Below are 17,799 nucleotides of genomic sequence, written 5' to 3' on the forward strand. Positions count from 1 at the left end.
CCTCTCTATACCAGATAATCGCGCGCGCCATCCCTCGCGAGACAGGCGCCGAGCCCCCGCTCCTCGCCGAGCTGTTCCGTCGCCGACGCTCGTGGTGGCCGCCAGCCCGTCGTCCGCGGCCCACCGGCCCGTGGCATGCTGGCGCGCGTGAGCGACACCGACGACGGGCCGAGTTACTACCGCTGGGGCGGCATGCCGACCTCGATCGGCATGCCCGGGCGGGTGCCCGAGCGCGTCGGACCGCCCGAGAACCTGCGCTGGACGGAAGCCGCCGACAGCCCGTTCGGCCTCGCCGGCGTCGACTGCCGCTCGTACACCCAGGCAGCGATCGCAGTGACCACCGACCCGGCCGAGTGCGAGAGCTTCGGCCGCCTGCGCGACGACCCCCGCGTGCCCGCGCCCGGCCCCGAGCTGCGCTGGCACGCCTGCGCCTTGCGCTACCCGGCCTGGCCGCGACGCGACGACGGCCTGTGGTTCGCGGCCGAGCGGATGGAGGACAAGTTCGACATCGTCCACGCGGGCGGCCTCGTGGTCGCGCGCTCGAGCTGGTCCGGCGCGCCGTGGCTGTTCGCAGCGGTCCGCTTCGCCGGCGACGGCCTCCTCGTCGACCAGGTCGCGCGCGTCGAGGACGACCACCCCGACGCCGACGACGGCCCGCTGTGCGCCCGCCAGCTCGACTACTTGCTCAAGAGCCACGTGCTGAGCTGGTGGGTGCCGCACCCCGTACCCGGCCACGTCGCTCGCGAGCCGCGGGCCATGGGCATCTATTCGTCGGTGATGTTCGGCCGCCGGGCCTACTTCGCCAGCTACGAAGACACCACGGCGATCGCCCGCTCGCTCGACGCCGACGACTGAGCGCGTCTACGTCAGACCGCAGCGCGCGCGGCGGCTCCGGTCGGGCGCTCCCAGGCCGCGCGGGCTCGTCCTCGACTCGACCAGCGCCTCGCCGGTGTCGGCGAACACCCAGCGATACGCGTGGACCTCTCCGCCGCGCAACCACTCCTGATAGTCGACGGGCCGCCGCAGCGCTGCCTCGAACCAGTCCGCGGCCCGCAGGCCGAGCGCCGCCGGCTCGCCGGTGACGTCCAGCGCCAGGGCGGTCGGCACCGCCGGCAGCGCGAAGTCCTGGCAGTGCAGTGTGTCGGCGAGCAGTCGGTCGCGGTCGAGGTAGGCGCCGAACGTCGCCAGGATCACGCGGAACTCGACGTCGACGAGGTCGACCGCGACCAGCAGCCGGCCGCGCGGCGAATGATCGGAGTGGCGCCGGCCGTAGCTCGCGTCGCCCGGCACGAACAGCTCCGCGTCGTGCGGCTCCACCCCAATCCACCCGGCAGCCCGCCGCCGCAGCCCGGCCACGAAGGCGGCCTGGACCTCGTCGAGCGGGACCTCCGCGGCGAACCATGCGGGCTCGGACATGTCGGCCGAGCCTAACAGATCGCGGCGGCGTTCGTTGACATGTCCCATCGGACATCTCTTGTTCGAGGAGCTCGCGGGCGCTCCGTGGTCTGCCGCCCACGCGCGAGGCACGGAGCACACAGGCTCTGCCGTGCAATCGCAGCACATCGCCGGCCGATCCATCGACCCTTCGATCTCGTAATGCGGCGACTCCGACCGCGCCGCAGCGGGTACGCTCATCCCAAGAAAACCAAGACATGAATCGACACTCCAGCAATCATCACACCATTCATCCTCTGCTGTTCGCCCTGGCGGTCGCCGCCTGCGGCGACGCCGACAGCGACGAGGTCGCCGCTCGCAACCTCGTGATCGGCCCGATCGTGGAGACCGGCGAATTCACCTCCGGTCCATGGACGACCACCGGCACGTCGGGCACCACCAGAACTTCCGGCACCACCACCACTTCCGGCGGCGACGATACGACCACTGGCGGCGACGATACGACCACCGGCGCCGGCGACACGGGGAGCGACGATACCGGCACGGGGAGCACCACGGGAGGCGTGTGTACACCGACCTTGCACACGCTCAACGCATTCGTCGAGGGCTCGGACATGCTGGCGGACGGGCCGCAGAATCCGCCCCCCAACTATCCCCCGGGGTGGATCGACCGCATCGAGCTGGAGACGAGCACTCAATGTAACTTCCAGAACTGGAAGGACAGCGACGGCGTCGACCCCGAGACCCCGGGCTGCCATTACGCCTTCGAGGACAAGGACTGCGAGACCCCCACCAACGACAAGTTCGGCGAATCTTGCCAGGACGGCGACATCCTCGTCGAGACCAACCCCGGCAAGGACGTCTGCCACGCGCACGCGCTCGGCCCCGGCAACATCGGCGTCGGCCACCCCGACCGCTTCTCCTGCAACGCCTATTGCACCGCCAAGTACGACCTGCCCGGCGAGTGCCGCACGACCCAGGACACCTGCGGCCCGGGGGTCGGCAGCGCCTATTGCCTGTGCGGCTGCTGAGCGGCCCTTCCGCGAGCGACTCGAGATCGTCGAGCGCCCCGCCCGGCGGGGCGCTCGACGCAGCGCTCAGCCGTGGTGGCTGGTGCCGGCCTTGACCTTGCTCTTCGTCTTCATCGAGACCTCCTCCGGCCCCGAGTCTAGCCGCCTCGTAGCGATCGACGAGGCCCGCGTTCGCGCGCGCTCGTCGGCCGCCGGAGCTCGAATCAACGCAGTTCGCTCAGCCCGCCCGGAGATGCACGATCTCCGCGTACACCAGGCGCAGCCCCGGTTCCCGCCGCGGGTCGGGCTGCGCGCCCTCCGAAGGCTCGAGCGCGTCCTCGACGTGGCGCTCGTATTCCTGCACGAGCAATCGAGTCGGAACCGGCGCGCCGCCGGCGTCCGCCGCAGGCACGCGCACGATTGCCCGGAAGAGCGCGCCGGGCGGAGGCGCCTGGGGGCGGACTTCCGCGTCGGGCGAGCTCAGAGTCACCCAGCCGAAATCGCCCTCCGCCAGCGTGCGCTGGACCTGGACGTCGAGCCGCACCTCGTTGGCCTGGATCTCCGGGCCAGGCCCCAGGAGCGTGACGTCGAGCTCCGTGCGGGCCCACGGCGTCGCGCACGCGCCCGGCAGCTGCGGCGTGTCCTCGAGCTCCCGCGAGGCGACGGTCAAGATCCGGTTCGGGGCGACCTGAAGGAAGTCCATCGTGGTCACGCTCGAGAGGTGCACTCCCGCCACCGAGTGGGGCTGGAAGCGCGCGAGCGCCAGGCGGACGAACGGGAAGTAGACGGCGCCGACGTCGATCTCCAGATCGCAGTACCAGAGCTTGCGGATCGGGTCGAACGCCACTGCATGGCCGGCGACCGCCACGGGCAGCGCGCCGCCGCCGGGCTCGCCGCAGCCATCCGGCCCCGCGAGCTCGGCCAGCTGCGCGCCCTCGTGGCACGCGACCGCCCGCGGGAATTGACGCAGCCCCGGCAGTTGCCCCGGCAGTTTGTCCCAACGCGGATAGCGCCCCGGCTCCTTCCACACCGGATCGGTCCCCCAGGTGCTCACATACGGCAGATAGTTGCCGACGTCCTCGCGCCCTTCCGGCGCGAGGATGACCCCCAGAGTCTCGCCCTCGCCGGAGGACCACCACGATCCCTCGATGTAGATCCGCAGCGCGTTGCCCTTACGCTCGCTCCATCGGACGTCCTCGGGGCTCATGAGCGACGAGAACCCCAGCACCTGCCGGACCTCCGGCGACGGCTCCTGCTGCGGCGGGGCCTCCGCGAGCAGGCCGCCGCCGCGACTCCACGCGAAGGTGGGGATCCCATACGCGACCTTGACCCCGAGCGGCCGCGCAGTGCTCGGCACGTCGATCGTGACCTCGTCGCCGGCGAGGGCGAACTGCGCCTCCTCGGCGGACAGCGGGGCGTCGGAAGGCTGCGCCCCGCGCACTGGCTCGAAGTACTCGCGGAAGCGCGTCGTCGCGACTGCGTGGTATCGGACCCGGCGGTACTTGGTGTCGCCGAACTCGTGGCGGTACAGCGGAAGCATGACCGAAGGGTCGCCGGGGTTCTTCTCCTTCTCCGCCGCGAGCGACAGCGCGGTCCTCGGCAGGCCGAGCTCGCCTGCGATCCCGAGCTCGGGCGGGGCCGGCACGAACACGTCGAACGCCCGCTCCCGGCCCTCGAGCCAGCGAGTCCCGTCCGCGGACGATGGGTCGTCGACGGGCTCGCGGTACTCGGCCATGACATCGACCCTGGAGGTGCTCGCCTGGTGCACCGAGAGCACCGGCTTTTTGCACGGCAGATCGTGGAAGGTCAACGCAGTCTCGCCGCACCGGCGCGAGGCCGTCTGCTCGTCGAGGTGCTCGAGCCGCGGCCGCAGGAGCGGCTGCCTCACCGCGTGGACCAGGAAGAGCTCGCGCTTCGGCGTGAGCATCCAGAGGCCGCCGCGAATCGCGTCGAGCTCCGCGTCCGCGAGCGTCGGCGAGGCTTCCACGATCCAGTGCCAGACCTGCAATAGATCGAGATCCTCGGGGCAGAGGCAGGACGAACAATCGAGCCGCAGCACCTGCGACGGACGCAGACGCACCGTCAGCTCGCGGCGCTTGGACGACCACTTCGCCTCCGCCTGCTCCGTGAGGCCGACTCTGGCGAGGGTGAGCCGGATCGGCCGCGGCTCCTCCCAGGCGGCGCTGGTGCGCTCTCCGGTCGAATAGAAGCTCTGGACCCACGCGGTCTCGTCGGGGAGCGTGCGCACCGCGACGCCGAACGCGAGCGGATCCGGCAAATAGCGCGGGAGCCCCGCCTGCGCCTCGGCGAGCGCGTGGCTCGCCACCCATTCGGGGAGCTTCTGGTCGTGCTCGACGATGAATTGGTAGACCTTCTTGAGGAGGAGGTCCGCCGGGGCCGGTTTCCCGTCCTGAGCGTACATTCGGGCCCAGTCCAGCTGCTTGTCGAAGACCCCGTGCATCTCGGCGGTGCGCTGGCTCGTCGGCGGCGGCGCGAGGATTCGCACCGGGCGCGTCTTCTTGGGCAGCTCGATCGGTTGACCGTCGCGCTCCGAACGAATCACCAGTCGCTCGAGCGACTCTCCCGGCGGATACGCTTTCTCGGCCTCCAGCACCGGGAGCACGACGGGCGCGTCCACCGGTTCGAGGCGCAGGTACCGTTCGGACGGCGACGCATGCTCCTCGCCGGCGTCCTGCAAGCGGATGCTGTTGCCCGCCAGGTCCACGGTGCGGGCGCGGAGGCGGTACGAGCGGCCGAACCTGAGCCGCGGCAACGAGCCCGGCACGACCTCGAACTTCGCCTTGACGATGGCCCGCGGCGGCGGCGGAGGATTCGGCGGAGCGGGTCGCTCGTCCTGCGGATGGGCCTTGCCCTCGGGGGCGACCGACAGGCTCCAGCCCTCCCACGAGAACAACTTCTCGTGCACCTCGAGGGCGTCCGCCGGCGCGCCGTCGGGGGCCTCCGGCGCGCCCTTGGGCGCGAACGGGCGGGTGGCCGCCGGCTCCGTGAACCCCTCTTCCTCCGGCTGCTGAATCGTACGACCCTCGATCTCGTAGGCACCGACCTGGGCGTGGAGCGACCGCCACTCCTTGGTGGTCTCGTCGAAGACGTCGACTCGAAGTCCGCGCAGGACGTCCTCGGCGCGCAGCTCGTCGGTCGCGCCGGGCGTGTTCTGCAGGTCCATCGATCGGTCGACGTTCTTCTCGAGCTGCTCGCCCCGGTCGCGCCGCAGGACGCCGAGGCCTGCCGAGCGCAGGGCCGGCAGGGACGCGGGACGAGCGAGCGGAGCGTCGGTGTGCACATTGGCCCAGAGGGTCTCGGCCAGCGACAGGAGCTGCAGCCCCGCGCCGTCCACGTCGAGCCGGCAGAGCTGGAACCGGCCGTCTTGCACCGTCGGCCAGGCCGATTCGAGCCGCAGGTAGCCCGCGGCGATGTCGGCCGCGTCCGAGGCGAGCGGGCGAAAGTCCGGGCCCATGAGCGTTCGCGGGGCGCGGAGGTCGACGAGCCCTTGCTGCGTCCACTCGGGCCTCACGCGGACCAGCGCGGGCACCACCGGCAGCGGAGACGGCAGCGGGACCACCAGGTCGACCACGAGCCCGAGCCGCCGCAGCAGGGCCGGATAATTGCCCAGAGTGGAGACGATCTGATGGAAGTCGAGCTGCGGGGGCGGCAGATACGGCGCGCCGGCCGGCACCCGGTGATAGAAGGCGCGGAGGAGCAGGTAATTCGTCTCGGTCTCCCCCAATTCGTTGCGCACCGAGGCGATGCGCTCCTTGCGGGCGCCCCGGGTGGTCTCGCGGCGGCCCAGACCGACGACCTCATCCGGCTCGAGCGACGTCGGCGACCCCATGAACGGCTGCGGGATCAGGACCTGCGTGGAGATTCGAGTGATCGGGCCGAGCTGCTGGCTGTCTTCCAGCCGCCAGGCGGGCGGCAAGTCGCGCGAGAACTTGGCGCCGAGCTCGGCGTACGAATTTTGCACGTGATCGGCCAGAGCGCCGGCCGGATAGGAGACCACCGGCAATGTGGCCAGCTCGTCGTCGAATCGATACCGCGGCACCGGGTGGTCGGTGGGGAAGATCGCCTGCCACAGCGGTGAATCCAGCGACTTCGGCGCGGCCTGTGCGGGCAGCTCGAGGTCGTCGCCGCCGCCCTGGGGAGAGATCCGCACCGCCCAATTCATCGTGGCGACGACGTCGGGCCAGACGGCGAGGTCCGGGTAGTCCGTCAGCGGGGCCGGGCTCTCGCCCTCCTGAGGCGGCTCCGTGCGCCCGAGCCGGGGCGAGACGAACACCGAGAGCCGGAGCGCCTGCCCTCCTTCCATTTGGACGAGCCCGTTCGGTAGCGCGGTGAAGATGATGGTCGCAGTCGTGGGCATGGCAACAAAAGTCCTGTTCTCCTCACGCGAAGGCGAGCGAGTAGCGCTTCCACGCGGGCAGCGGCATGTTCTCCGCGAAGCCCGGATCCGGGCCATCGAAGCTGCGCTCCACCGACAGGGTCACGGACGCGCTGAAGAACAATACCGACACTTCCAGCACGATCCGGGCCTCGCCATGGATGATGATCTTCGAGTTCTCCGCCGTCTTGAATTGCACCGTCAGGCCGATGTAGATCTCGAGCGAGATCCGGACGATGCCGAGCACCTCGAGCGCGCCGTTCGCCCGGAAATAGCCGGTGAGGGCCGAGCGGGTGCCCGTCGACGTGTTCTCGAGCTTGAAGTCGATCCCCGCCATCACCGACACGCCGCCGCTGGCGACGCCGAGGTTGAGGGACAGGCTGCCGCCGAACTCGATCCCGGCCTCGATCTCCTGCACCCCCCTGGCGCTGACGACGATGCCGAAGAAGCCGCCGCCGGCGAACGGCGCGATCCCGACGCGGAACTTGCTGTGCCTGCGGGCGAACTGGAACCCCACCGCGAAGGGCCGGCCCCCGAACAGCGGGAGGAACAGGCTCGCCCCCAGCGAGATGTTCTCCAGGCTGAAGATACCGACCGGGATCGGCGGCAACGTGGTGGAGTAGGCCAGCATCAGGCCGTCCGGCGTCACCTCCAGGCTCGGCGGATCGGAGAAGCCCGCGGGCTCGATGAACTTCGTCAGCTGGTCGACGAACGCGAGCGCGCCGAGGAACGTGACCTTGCGGAGGCCGACGCTCACGTCCGGCTTCTCGCCGCCGCGGGACAAGAACCCGAAGCGCTCGAATCGCAGCTCGACGACGTCCTTGATGCGAAGGACGAAGTCGGTCAGGGTGCCGCGGACCTGCGTGGTCGGGGCCGAGCCGTCGCGCCGGATCTGGGTCTCGGCGACGAGCTCGAGGACGGCGGCGGGCCCGGGGCCGTCCTCGGCGCCGGGCGGCAGGGCCGACGCATAAAACTCGAGGAAGCCGAGGTCGCGGTCACGGACGTTCGGCTTGAACTGCAAGGTCGCGGTGACGAGCTTCGGATCGCGCGGATCGTCGTAGGTGACCGTCAATCCCGGGATCTTCGGCACGCTCGGCAGGCCCGGCTCGCTCGGCGCGAGGTCACCCCAATTGGGCAGCTCGACGATGTCCCGGATCTTGATGCCGCCGAGCAGCTCGCTCTCCCGCAGCATCTCGAGGGGATCCGGCGGCACGATGTCGGTCGTGCCGGGGACGAGCAGGGGCAGCTGTCCGATCGGCCCGAGCTCGCGCGACAGGCCGGCGAACTGGGGGCGCAGGTTCGCGAGGCCGCCGCCGAGCTCCGGCGGCATGTCGAGGCCGGGCAGCGCGCCGCCGGGAGGTTGTACGAACTCCGCGAAGACTTCGCCGAGCTCGGGCTTGAGGCCCTGCTCGAGGAAGCCCTGGAAGTACCGAATCGTCTGGACGCCGAGGCCGTCACGCGTGAGGTACTGAATGGCGGGGACCAACACCTCGGCCGAGGCCATGACCGGGAGGAACGACGGCGCCGCCGGGTCGGCGACCGCGGGCGCAGCGGTGGCGAACGTGAAGTGCTGCGTGGTCAGCGAGGTCTTCCCGCTCGCCTGCCCTGCCCCGGCCTGCGACTCGGCGACGTAGGCCAGCCTCTGGCCATTGAGAGGACGCCGGGACCGCTCGCCGGTGAACTCGGTCTCGAGCTTGATGAAATCCTCGACCATGGCTTGTTGGCACACGAACGCCAGCGGCATCTGCCAGCGGATCGTGTTGCCGTCGCCGTCCACGCCCTCGACGGCGAACATGAAGTCGCTGCCGCCGAGGCGGATCCAGAACGAATGCTCGGTCGGCACGTCGTCGTGGGGGATCCGCGGCGTCCGCTCCGTGACGATCCGGACGCTCTGAAACGGGAACTGGCGCCCCCCGCTCGGGGAGACCTCGGGCGCGTAGTATTTGATCGGCTCCGCCGTCTCGATGGACATCTCCTGCACGAGGTAGGCGATCGGCGGCACCTGGTCGGGGTCCGGGCGGAGCCGCCGCTCGGTGAGGACGACGATCGTGGCGCGGTGTCCGAGCGGCCAGTAAAAGCCCCTCAGCTCCACCCGCGTGTATTGTTCGCGCCCCAGGGTCGCGCGGTGCTCGAAGCGGGCGACCGGCGAGGGGTACCGCCATTCGCCGTACAGATCGAGCCACGCGCCGAGGCTGCTCAGGATGACCTGCCGCGCGGCCAGGGGCGCGGAATACTCGGACGCGGGATCTGGCGTATTGCGGGTGGTGGTCAGTCGCGCCAGCTCCCACCGCAGCGCCGGCCAGAGCGAGTTCAGCATGGCGTCGTGGACCACCGGCCGGAGCGTCTGCTCCCCCGGCTCTTTGATGGGAGGCGGGCAAACATCCTCCAGGGGCTCGTACGCCCCGGGAGCGTCCTGCGACCAGATCGCGCGGATGTTCGGGGTCTCCGTGGGTACGCACGCAGCGTCCTCGTCCCCCTCCTGCGGCGGTCGGAAGCCGAGCCGGGTGTGCCACAATTCGGTCCGCTCGCCGTGAGTGACGGGCTTCGCGGAGTGCTCCCACGCGGCGCACTGGTCGGGTGAGAGCACCAATCGGTAAGGAGCCTCGATGGCGGTCTCCAGCGCCCCGGGGTTCGTCGGCTCGGCGGGCTCGCCCGGCGGGAGGTCCGACCGGGCGACTCGCGCCACCGCGAGCCGGCAGCTCGAGAGGATCGCCAGGATCCCCTCCGGACTGTACTGAATCGTCGGGACCTCGGGCGGGACGCGGAAGACGAGCCGGGTGGGACTCGCCAGGATCGTGCGCGCGGGCGGCCACGTCGGAAACTCCCCCGACGCGGGAGGCGGCTCGAGCTTGTCGAAGTAGAACGCCTCCTCCGCGACCGCCTGGGCCGGCAGCTCGAGCACGAGGTGGGCGTCCTGGGCCTCGTCCGCGCGCCGGAGCACCGGCATCTGGCCGCTCGTATCGAGGACGAGGTTGTCGAAGGAGATCTCGAGCCAGATCAGATCCTCGGGCCGGATCAGGAGGACAGGTCGCTCCAACTCCGCATGCCCGGGAATGCGAGGCGCAGGCCTCGCCTCCGCTCCTGCTTCGCGCTGATTTCGAGCCATCGGACCTCGGCCCGAGAGACTGAAATCATCACCCGCCCCGACAAGGCGCGAGGATGCGCCCGGGCCGACCGACGGCATCCGCCTTCGTGTTTGCAACGACGACGGCCCGAGCCCGGGGACGCGCGAATTTTTCGGCGAATGGTGCGCCCCCGGCGCGTGACCCCGGCGCGAGAAACTTGCCGGCGCGGCCCTGCCGGCCGACGCAAGAACGCGAGCCGGCGAGGACACACGACCGGCTCACGACCGGCGTGGTTTGCAGCCTCGATTGCTCGCAGCGCGGCGAGCGGACCTACGATACGCCGAGGTCGTCCATCGCGGTTCGAGCTCGTCCGTCACGCCGGGCGGTACGAGCCGATCATCGTCACCGGCTCCGGCAGCGGCGGCGCGGCCACGTGGCGCCGCAGCTCCTCCTGGAACTGCTCGCCCTCGGGCAGGCCCAGGAGCGGGTTGTCGACGCCGTCGTCGAGCTCGAGCAGCGCCACGTAGGTCACGCCGTCGGGCAGGCGCCCGTACCAGTAGCGAATGCCCGCGGGCTGCCGGCGATGCACCGCCGCGAACAGGCGCTCGATCGCCGCGTCGACCTGCGGCACGTCCTCCGGCTTCACCGTGGTTCGAACCATGAGCGTTCTCACTCGCGTCTTCCTCGTTTTGGCGGCCGAAGACGCCCCGTCCGCGGCATCTCGCGGTCACGTCGGCGCGGCCCCGGCGGTCTTCTTCATGAGAGACCCACCGCGAGCGAAGGACGTGACCGATGGAAGAGCGCGACTGGCTGGCGAACCGCTTCGAGGAGCACCGGATTCATCTGAGGGGCGTCGCCTATCGCATGCTCGGCTCGCTGAGCGAGGCCGACGACGCGGTGCAGGAGGCGTGGTTGCGGCTCAGCCGCGCGGACGTCGGCGCGGTCGAGAACCTGCGCGCGTGGCTGACGACGGTGATCGCGCGGGTGTGCCTCAACCAGCTGCGCTCGCGCGGCACGCGGCGCGAGCAGCCGCTGGGCCCGCACGTGCCCGACCCGGTCGTGCAGCGCGAGGACGGCGTCGATCCGGAGCACGAGGCGCTGCTGGCCGAGTCGGTCGGGCTCGCGCTGCTCGTCGTGCTCGACGAGCTCGCGCCCGCCGAGCGGCTCGCGTTCGTGCTGCACGACAGCTTCGGCGTGTCCTTCGAGGAGATCGCGGCGATGGTCGGGCGCACCCCCGAGGCGGCGCGTCAGCTCGCCAGCCGCGCGCGTCGCCGCGTCCGCAACGCGGCCCCTGTGCCCGACCCCGACCTCGCCCGCCAGCGCGAGGTCGTGTCCGCCTTCTTCGCCGCCACCCGCGCGGGCGACCTCGGCGCCCTCGTCGCCCTGCTCGACCCGGACGTCGTGCTCCGCGCCGACGGCGGCACCGCCCGCGCCGACGTCTCGATCGTCGCCCGCGGTCCGCGGGCCGTCGCCGAACACTCGCTCGGCTTCGCCGCCATGACCCCGTTCGTCCGACCGGCCCTGGTCAACGGCGCCGCCGGGGCCGTCGTCGCCCCGCACGGCCAGCCGTTCTCGGTCATGGGCTTCACCGTCACCGGCGGCAAGATCGTCGCCATCGACGCGCTCGTCGACCCCGAGCGGCTGCGTCGCCTCGACCTGTCCGAGCTCGAGGAATGACATGTCCTTTAAGACATGTCTATTCCTGCCGACAGCGGCGAACTTGCCTCGCCGGCGAGCATCGACCTGTCCTTTCGCTCATGTCCACTCGGTCAGCCCCTCGATCGCGTACAGGCGGCGCCAGCTCGGGCGCGCTTTCACGCGCCTGGCCAGGGCGGCCAGGTGTGGCCATTCGGTGGCGGGGCGCGGCATCTTCCGCGACCAGCGCATCAGCATCGTCGCGTACAGGTCGGCGAGGCTGACCTCGGCCCCGAGCAAGTACGGGCCGCCGCCGCCCAGGTGGGCGTCGAGGCGGTCCCACCCGGCCTCGATGCGCCTCCGCGCCGCGGCCAGCACGACCTCGGCCTCGGCGCCCCCGGCCTCGGGATAGAACCACCAGCGGAACGCCGGCTGCAACGAATTGGCGAGGTACAGCACCCATTGCAAGTACTCGCCGCGCGCGGGCGAGGACGGCGGCGGGGCCAGGTTGGCCTCGGTGTGGCGCTCGACCAGCAGCAACGCCAGCGCCGCGGTCTCCCAGCGCGGCTGACCGTCGACGATCAATGTGGGTACCACGCCGCCGGGGTTGAGCCGCAGATATTCGGGGTCGCGCTGGGCCCCGGCGTCGAGGTCGACGCGGCGCAGCTCGTGCGGCGCGCCGATCTCGAGCAGGAGCAGGTGGACCAGCATGCTGGCCGAGCCGGGCGAATAATAGAGCGTGTACATGCGCCTCCGGGGTCGCGCGACGATACCCGCGCGCGCCCCCGGAGCTCAAGCCAGGAACAGCGTCACGGCGCGAGGCCGCAGAACCCCACGTCTTCCCGCCCCGGCGGGGCCTGCATCGGCTCGTACCACGGCAGGCACTCCTGGTCGACGCCCGGGCAGGTGTTGGCGTCGTCCAGGTCGCAGAACGGGATGCAGCAGCCGAACCCCATCGGATCGCACTCGCTGGCCAGCGCCGGGTCGGCGCACCACAGGCCCGGGTCGCAGGCGTTGGCGAATTCGCAGGTGTCGAACGCCTGGCCCTCGTCGCCGCCGGCGTCGAGGACGCAGATGAATTGGTCGCTGTCGGGGTTGGGCAGCGGGATGCAGGCCTGGCCCTCCTCGCAGTCCTGAAGCAGCGGGTTGCAGTCGGGCAGGCAGATGTTCAGGGCATCGGTGGACAACACGCAGTGGGTCCCTGAATCGCACGTCGGCGACTGCGGCGAGCCCTCGCACAGCGCCCTGCAGATGCCCTCGTTGGTGACCGGGTCGGTATCCCAGCACATCGCCCCGAGCTCGCAGTCATCCTCGCCGTTCCACGGGTCAGCGACGTGGCAGGGCTCGCCCACCGCCTTGGGCATCGCGTCGATGTCGACGCAGCGCAACGCGTTCCACGTCCCGCCGGGGTTGCCACCGTCGTACGGCGCGCACTTCTGGCCCACCGGGCAATCCTGCGCCCACGCGTCGCACTCGTCCTCGACCCCGCCGGTCGTGCCGCTCGTGCCGGTCTCGCCGGTCGTGCCGGTCTCGCCGGTCTCGCCGGTCTCGTCGCCCGTCTCGTCGCCAGTCTCGCCGCCGCCCTGCGATTCGCTCGAGCTCCCGCCCGAGCTCTGCCCCTCGGTGCCGCCCGAGCTCTGGCCCTGGCTGCTGTTGCCCGAGCTCTGGCCCTCGGTGCCGTCGCCGCTCTCTTCCTCGCCCTGGGTGTCGCCGAATTCGCCGAGCAGGATCTTCGGGTCGCAGGCGGTGAGCGCCAGCCCGCCGAGCAGGAGGCTCGCCGCGCGTGTGATCGACATCAATCGATGGATTCGCATGTTCATCATCCTCGCCGGGAGATTGTCCGCCGGCCGCTCATCGCATTAAGGAATCTTCGAGGTGTCCTTTTGAGCATGCTCTTTGGGACATGCGTCGGCGACGCGCGCGGCGTAGGTCGAGCGCGGGTAGGCGCGCAGGAACGCCGCCGCCTCGCTCGCCCCGCGCGCTGGATCTCCCGCGGCGCACAGCGCCTGCACGCGCAGCGCCTGCCGCTCCTCCGCCAGCCCCCCGCCGGCGAAGCTCGCGGCGTGGCGATCGAGCAGATCGAGCGCCGCGGCCGGTTGCCCGGCCCGCAGCGCCGCCCGGGCCTCCTGCAACAGCGCCATCTCGGCGAGCATGCGGTCGCCGTCGTCGACGACGGCCGCGTCCTCCTCCACCGCCTCGCGCTCGCTCGCCGGCGCCTGCGACCCGCGCCGCGGGCCCGCCGTCTTCGGCGCTGCCGGTCGCGGGCGCGGCGGCACGACCACGAGCGGGCGCGGGCCGGTCGGCGACGGGTGGAGGACCTGTCCGGGCGCGCCGGCGGTCGCGCTCGTCGCTGCATCGTCGGCCGCGCCCGCCGACTCGTCGCGGGCCGTCGCGGCCCGCGAGCCGGGCCCGGCGGCGTCGTACTCGGCCTGCTCTCGCATGTCCTTCAGGACATGTCCCGAGACAAAGTTACCGGCCAGATCGAGCTGCCAGGCCGCCAGCAGCAGCAAGGCGGCCGCGACCGCCAGCCACGGCGCCAGGCTCGGCGACCGCCTGCGCGGGCGCGGCGAGGCGGCGCGCTCGGCCGCGGCGAGGCTCGCCCACAGCTGCGCCTCCGCGGCGGCGGACGGGCGCGCGCAGGCCTTGTAGGCGGCGATCAGCGCGCGGGAGGACGTCGGTTCATCGGTCATGCGGCCTCCGGACGGGGCGAGCGCGCAGGCGCTGGCTGAATTGTTCGAGCTTGAGCCGCGCGGCCCGCAGCCGCGAGAACACCGTGCCCAGCGGGATCTCGAGCGCCTCGGCGATCTCCGACGCCGTCAGCCCCTCGATGTCGGCGAGCAGGAACACCAGGCGCTTGTCCTCGTCGAGCCCGTCGAGGAACTCCTGCATGAACGCGGCCGCCTGGCGCAGCTCGAGCGACGCCTCCGGCTCGCGCGGCGGCGGTGGCGGCTCCACCGCGGACAGCCGCCGCTCGCGTCGCGTGTGCGCCCGCCGGCGCATCAGCACCACGTTGCGGGTGATCCCGAACAGCCACGCGGGCAGCGAGCGCGACGGCTGGAACGTGTGCAGCCGGCGGTGCACGACCAGGAACACCTCCTGCGCGACGTCGTCGGCCTCGTCGGCGGGCACGCCGAACGCGCGAGCGATCCGCCACACCGTCCCGAGGTGGCGGGCGAACACCTCGCGCAGGCTCGGCGCGCTGCACTCGACCACGGACTCGGCCGCGAACCCGGCCGACGTCAGGGGCGTGTCGAGCGTCTTGCTCACCGGGTCGATCTTTTCCGCCGGGGACCGATCGCATTAACCCCGGCGGACGATTTTTTCGCCGGCGCACGATCGCGCATCAAAACCGCGCCTCGATCAGCAGGAACCCGCGGAACGCCGCCGGGCCGACGCTGCGGACCTCGCGGTCGCCGGAGAACACGAACTGCGGGCGCCGCAGCGAGATCGCCGCCTCCGCCAGCAGCCCCAGCGCCGCGAAGCCTCGCAGCGCCCGCGGGGCCCACCCCAGCCCGGCCCCGACGGTCGCCGCCGCCCACAACGTGGTCCGCACGTAGTTGGGAGCGCCGCCGACCCCCACCGCCTGCAGGGCGCCGAGCTCGAGGCCGGCCTGCAGCGGCACCTCCAGGGGCCCCGCGCGCAGCACCGGACCGCCGCGCAGCTGCCCCGCGTGCACCCTGAAGTCGGCGCCGTACGGCTGCTCGGCCTCGCGCCGCACCTCGGCCGCGAACCACCGCGTGTAGCCGAGAGTCAGCCGCGCCCGCGGCCATGCCAGCCCGGCGGCCGTGGCCAGCCCGGCCTGGACCGGCAGCATCCCCACCTGCACCGCCGGACCGACCTGCACGAGCCCGCGGACCGCTCGCCGCGGCCGCGAGCGGGGTGCGGCCGGCGCGTCGGGCCTCGGCTCGACCTCCTCGAGCGCGGTCGCGGGCTTCGCGGGCTCCGGCGCGGGTTCGGCGACGGCCTCGGGCTTCGGCTCCGACGGCGCCGCGGGGGCCGGGGGCGCCGGCACCACGTCCTGCGGCTCGCGTCGCGCCGGGTCGACGGCGATGGCGATCACGAACGCCGCGGCGCGCACGGCCGCGTCGCAGCTGGCGACCACCAGCGTGCGCTCCTGCGTGCGCCCGTCCGTGTCGATGGCGACGACCACCCGCCAGCCCTCGCCGCTCGGCCGCGCCTGCACGCGGATGCTCTCCGTGGGCGCCGCCTCGGCCGCGGAGTCGAGGTTGCGGGAGAGCTCGGCCGTCAACGCCTCGGCGTCGGGGCAGCCCGCGGGCGCGTCCCACACGATCGCCGGCAGCGACGCGGCCCGCGTCCCCGCCGGGACGCTCACGCCGAGGCACAGGGCCAGCAGCCCCGGCGCGCGGCGAGAGAGCGATGCCCGGCCCATGCGGTCGCCGCAGGATACGTGAGCCGCCCCGTGATGCAAACGCGGACCCGAGCGCAGGCGCGCCGGCCCCCACTTTCGCCGGGCCCCGGCACGCCTCGCCGCGGAGACGCACCGTCCTCGCCAGGACATGACCTTTAAAACATGCCCAAAAGGACATGTAAGTCTGCGAGGGCGACTGGCGACTCGCTGAGCGATCTCTTACGCTCGTCGCATGCCCCGCGCGCCCTGGCCCCGGTACGCGCTGACCGTCGCGCTGGTCACGGCAGGCGCCTGCAGCCACGCCCGCTCCGGGGCCCCTCCGGAGGAGCGCGCCGAGGAGCGCGCGGACACGGGCTTTATCGCCGAGGCGCAGAGCGGCGACGTCCCGCCGATCGTCGATCATTCTCTGCCGCCCGGACTCGAGCCCGGGCCGCCGCGCTGGCGGCCCTCCGGCGTCGATCCGCGGCTAGTCGTCCGCGAGGGCGGCGACGAGCTCGGCTTCCTCGAGCAGCCGTGCGCCTACGACGAGCCGTGCGGCTGCCTCGTCGCCGCCGAGCATCGCTATCGTCGCCGCGGCGACGGCTGGTCGATCGTCGTCGTGGTCCCGGAGGTCGAGGTGAAGCGGGTCGTCAAGCGCGGGACCTGCGTCGAGGGCTGCGGCCAGCAGAGGCCGCCCGACCCGACGCCGATCCGCTCGCTCGGCGCGATCGATCCCGGCGCCGTCCAGATCGACGTGCAGCGCCCGCGCAAGGTCGTCAGGAAGCAGACCTGCACCGACCCGCTGGTCCCGCCGTGATCCCTCACCCTCGCATCGAACGACCGGAGGTCGGTCGCCAGGGCGAGCTATCATCGGTCCGAACGGACATGTCCTGCGATCCATGCCCTTACGGACATGGTCCACGGCACAGGTGAGAGACCGCGGCGCGGCCGCGCCCCGTCAGAACGCCTCGCAGGCGAACGACGTCCCGTCGAACACCTTGTCCACGCAGACCGCCGAGCTCGAGCAGCCGCACAGGCCGTCCTGGCAGATGTCGGCGTTGGGCAGGTTGTCGGCGCAGGCGGCGTCGCTGTCGCAGCCGCAGAAGGTCGTCTGGCAGGACGTGAAGCCGGCCACGCCCGTGCCGGCGCAATCGTCGTCGCTGGTGCACTCGCAGCGGCCGTTGTCGACGTTGCAGTGCGGCAGGCCGGTGTTCGTCGGGCAATCGGCGTCGCTCGTGCACGACTTCGTGCACAGCCCGTCGTCGCAGCCGTAGTCGACGTTGGCGCACACCACGATGTCCGGCCCGCCCTCGATCGGCGGCATCGGGATCTCCGCCATCATCAGGGTCGCGCAGTCGATGAAGTCGTTGGGCGCGTAGGTGCAGCGGCCGTCGCCGCCGCCGACGTCGATGCAGGCCTGATTGGGGCAGTCGGCCTGGGCCAGGCACGGCATCTGCCAGCCGCTGAACAGCGCCACGCAGTCGAGGTCCTCGCTGCAATTGCCGGACGCGTAGGTGCAGCTCCCGTCGGTGCAGGTGTAGCCCTGGTCGACGCCGCCGATGAAGCAGTCGGCGTCGGACTGACAGCGCTCGATGCAGACGTTGGCCGTCGGGCCCTGGCCGGTCGGATCGCTGCTCGTCGGATCGCCCGACGGATCGGCGGTGGTCGTCGGCACGCTCGTCGCCGAATCGCTGCCCGTCCCGTCGGTCCCCTCGCTGCCGGCCGTCGAGTCGGAGTCCGGCGTCGTGGTCGGCGTGGCCGGGGTCGTCGCGCCCGGGTCCGAGGCCGACGCGCTCGCCGACGCCGACGCGCTCGCCGACGCCGCCGTGCTGACGCCGTCGAGCGGGTCTTTCTCCTCGCCGCAGGCGGCGACCAGGAGCGAGGCGGAGCAGCAGAGGGCGGCGAGGCGGGCGGACGTCACGGCCGCCATGCTTCGCCGAAAGGCCGACC

Annotated in this window: 14 protein-coding genes; 4 read left to right on the top strand and 10 right to left on the bottom strand. The window is 71.9% G+C overall.

Going from position 1 to position 17,799, the window contains the following annotated elements:
• Nucleotides 1–147 precede the first annotated feature (147 nt).
• Nucleotides 148–855 carry a hypothetical protein gene (locus tag O0S08_RS35750; RefSeq protein ID WP_269033928.1) on the top strand — a complete coding sequence of 236 codons (708 nt, stop codon included), beginning with the start codon at nucleotides 148–150 and terminating at the stop codon, nucleotides 853–855.
• 6 nt (nucleotides 856–861) lie between these two features.
• Here the strand turns inward: O0S08_RS35750 and O0S08_RS35755 are convergent, their stop codons facing one another.
• On the bottom strand, nucleotides 862–1,416 hold the full coding sequence (locus O0S08_RS35755; protein WP_269033929.1) for a hypothetical protein: 555 nt from the start codon (nucleotides 1,414–1,416) through the stop codon (nucleotides 862–864).
• A 236-nt stretch (nucleotides 1,417–1,652) separates the two neighbouring features.
• Between O0S08_RS35755 and O0S08_RS35760 the strand changes: the two genes are divergently transcribed.
• On the top strand, nucleotides 1,653–2,426 hold the full coding sequence (locus O0S08_RS35760; RefSeq protein WP_269033930.1) for a hypothetical protein: 774 nt from the start codon (nucleotides 1,653–1,655) through the stop codon (nucleotides 2,424–2,426).
• A 217-nt stretch (nucleotides 2,427–2,643) separates the two neighbouring features.
• On the opposite strand, the gene O0S08_RS35765 is transcribed toward O0S08_RS35760, so the two are convergent.
• The 3 genes from O0S08_RS35765 to O0S08_RS35775 all read right to left on the bottom strand — a co-directional run bounded on the left by O0S08_RS35765 (nucleotide 2,644) and on the right by O0S08_RS35775 (nucleotide 10,527).
• Nucleotides 2,644–6,783 carry a hypothetical protein gene (locus O0S08_RS35765; RefSeq protein ID WP_269033931.1) on the bottom strand — a complete coding sequence of 1,380 codons (4,140 nt, stop codon included), beginning with the start codon at nucleotides 6,781–6,783 and terminating at the stop codon, nucleotides 2,644–2,646.
• Between the two features lie 22 nt (nucleotides 6,784–6,805).
• Nucleotides 6,806–9,838 carry a hypothetical protein gene (locus O0S08_RS35770; RefSeq protein WP_269033932.1) on the bottom strand — a complete coding sequence of 1,011 codons (3,033 nt, stop codon included), beginning with the start codon at nucleotides 9,836–9,838 and terminating at the stop codon, nucleotides 6,806–6,808.
• A 401-nt stretch (nucleotides 9,839–10,239) separates the two neighbouring features.
• Nucleotides 10,240–10,527: a hypothetical protein gene (locus tag O0S08_RS35775; protein ID WP_269033933.1), complete on the bottom strand. Its 288-nt coding sequence runs from the start codon at nucleotides 10,525–10,527 to the stop codon at nucleotides 10,240–10,242.
• Nucleotides 10,528–10,658: 131 nt separating this feature from the next.
• Between O0S08_RS35775 and sigJ the strand changes: the two genes are divergently transcribed.
• Nucleotides 10,659–11,543 carry an RNA polymerase sigma factor SigJ gene (sigJ, locus tag O0S08_RS35780; RefSeq protein ID WP_269033934.1) on the top strand — a complete coding sequence of 295 codons (885 nt, stop codon included), beginning with the start codon at nucleotides 10,659–10,661 and terminating at the stop codon, nucleotides 11,541–11,543.
• A 78-nt stretch (nucleotides 11,544–11,621) separates the two neighbouring features.
• Here the strand turns inward: sigJ and O0S08_RS35785 are convergent, their stop codons facing one another.
• The 5 genes from O0S08_RS35785 to O0S08_RS35805 all read right to left on the bottom strand — a co-directional run bounded on the left by O0S08_RS35785 (nucleotide 11,622) and on the right by O0S08_RS35805 (nucleotide 15,891).
• The gene (locus tag O0S08_RS35785; protein WP_269033935.1) at nucleotides 11,622–12,248 is read right to left on the bottom strand and encodes a glutathione S-transferase family protein; all 627 of its coding nucleotides are present in this window, start codon (nucleotides 12,246–12,248) and stop codon (nucleotides 11,622–11,624) included.
• A 62-nt stretch (nucleotides 12,249–12,310) separates the two neighbouring features.
• Nucleotides 12,311–13,297, bottom strand: coding sequence for a ribulose phosphate epimerase (locus O0S08_RS35790; protein WP_269033936.1), 987 nt, complete (start codon nucleotides 13,295–13,297; stop codon nucleotides 12,311–12,313).
• Between the two features lie 63 nt (nucleotides 13,298–13,360).
• On the bottom strand, nucleotides 13,361–14,191 hold the full coding sequence (locus O0S08_RS35795) for a hypothetical protein (RefSeq protein ID WP_269033937.1): 831 nt from the start codon (nucleotides 14,189–14,191) through the stop codon (nucleotides 13,361–13,363).
• Nucleotides 14,181–14,768, bottom strand: coding sequence for an RNA polymerase sigma factor (locus O0S08_RS35800; RefSeq protein ID WP_269033938.1), 588 nt, complete (start codon nucleotides 14,766–14,768; stop codon nucleotides 14,181–14,183). The genes O0S08_RS35795 and O0S08_RS35800 overlap by 11 nt, the downstream gene beginning before the upstream one ends.
• A 76-nt stretch (nucleotides 14,769–14,844) precedes the next feature.
• Nucleotides 14,845–15,891: a hypothetical protein gene (locus tag O0S08_RS35805; protein ID WP_269033939.1), complete on the bottom strand. Its 1,047-nt coding sequence runs from the start codon at nucleotides 15,889–15,891 to the stop codon at nucleotides 14,845–14,847.
• A 211-nt stretch (nucleotides 15,892–16,102) separates the two neighbouring features.
• Here O0S08_RS35805 and O0S08_RS35810 point away from each other — a divergent pair, with 211 nt between their 5' ends.
• Nucleotides 16,103–16,666, top strand: a complete 564-nt coding sequence (locus O0S08_RS35810) for a hypothetical protein (RefSeq protein ID WP_269033940.1) — start codon at nucleotides 16,103–16,105, stop codon at nucleotides 16,664–16,666.
• Between the two features lie 141 nt (nucleotides 16,667–16,807).
• Here the strand turns inward: O0S08_RS35810 and O0S08_RS35815 are convergent, their stop codons facing one another.
• Nucleotides 16,808–17,770: a hypothetical protein gene (locus O0S08_RS35815; RefSeq protein WP_269033941.1), complete on the bottom strand. Its 963-nt coding sequence runs from the start codon at nucleotides 17,768–17,770 to the stop codon at nucleotides 16,808–16,810.
• Nucleotides 17,771–17,799: the final 29 nt, after the last annotated feature.

The organism is Nannocystis punicea (assembly GCF_026965555.1).
In the GTDB taxonomy this organism is placed as follows: Bacteria; Myxococcota_A; Polyangia; order Nannocystales; family Nannocystaceae; genus Nannocystis; species Nannocystis punicea.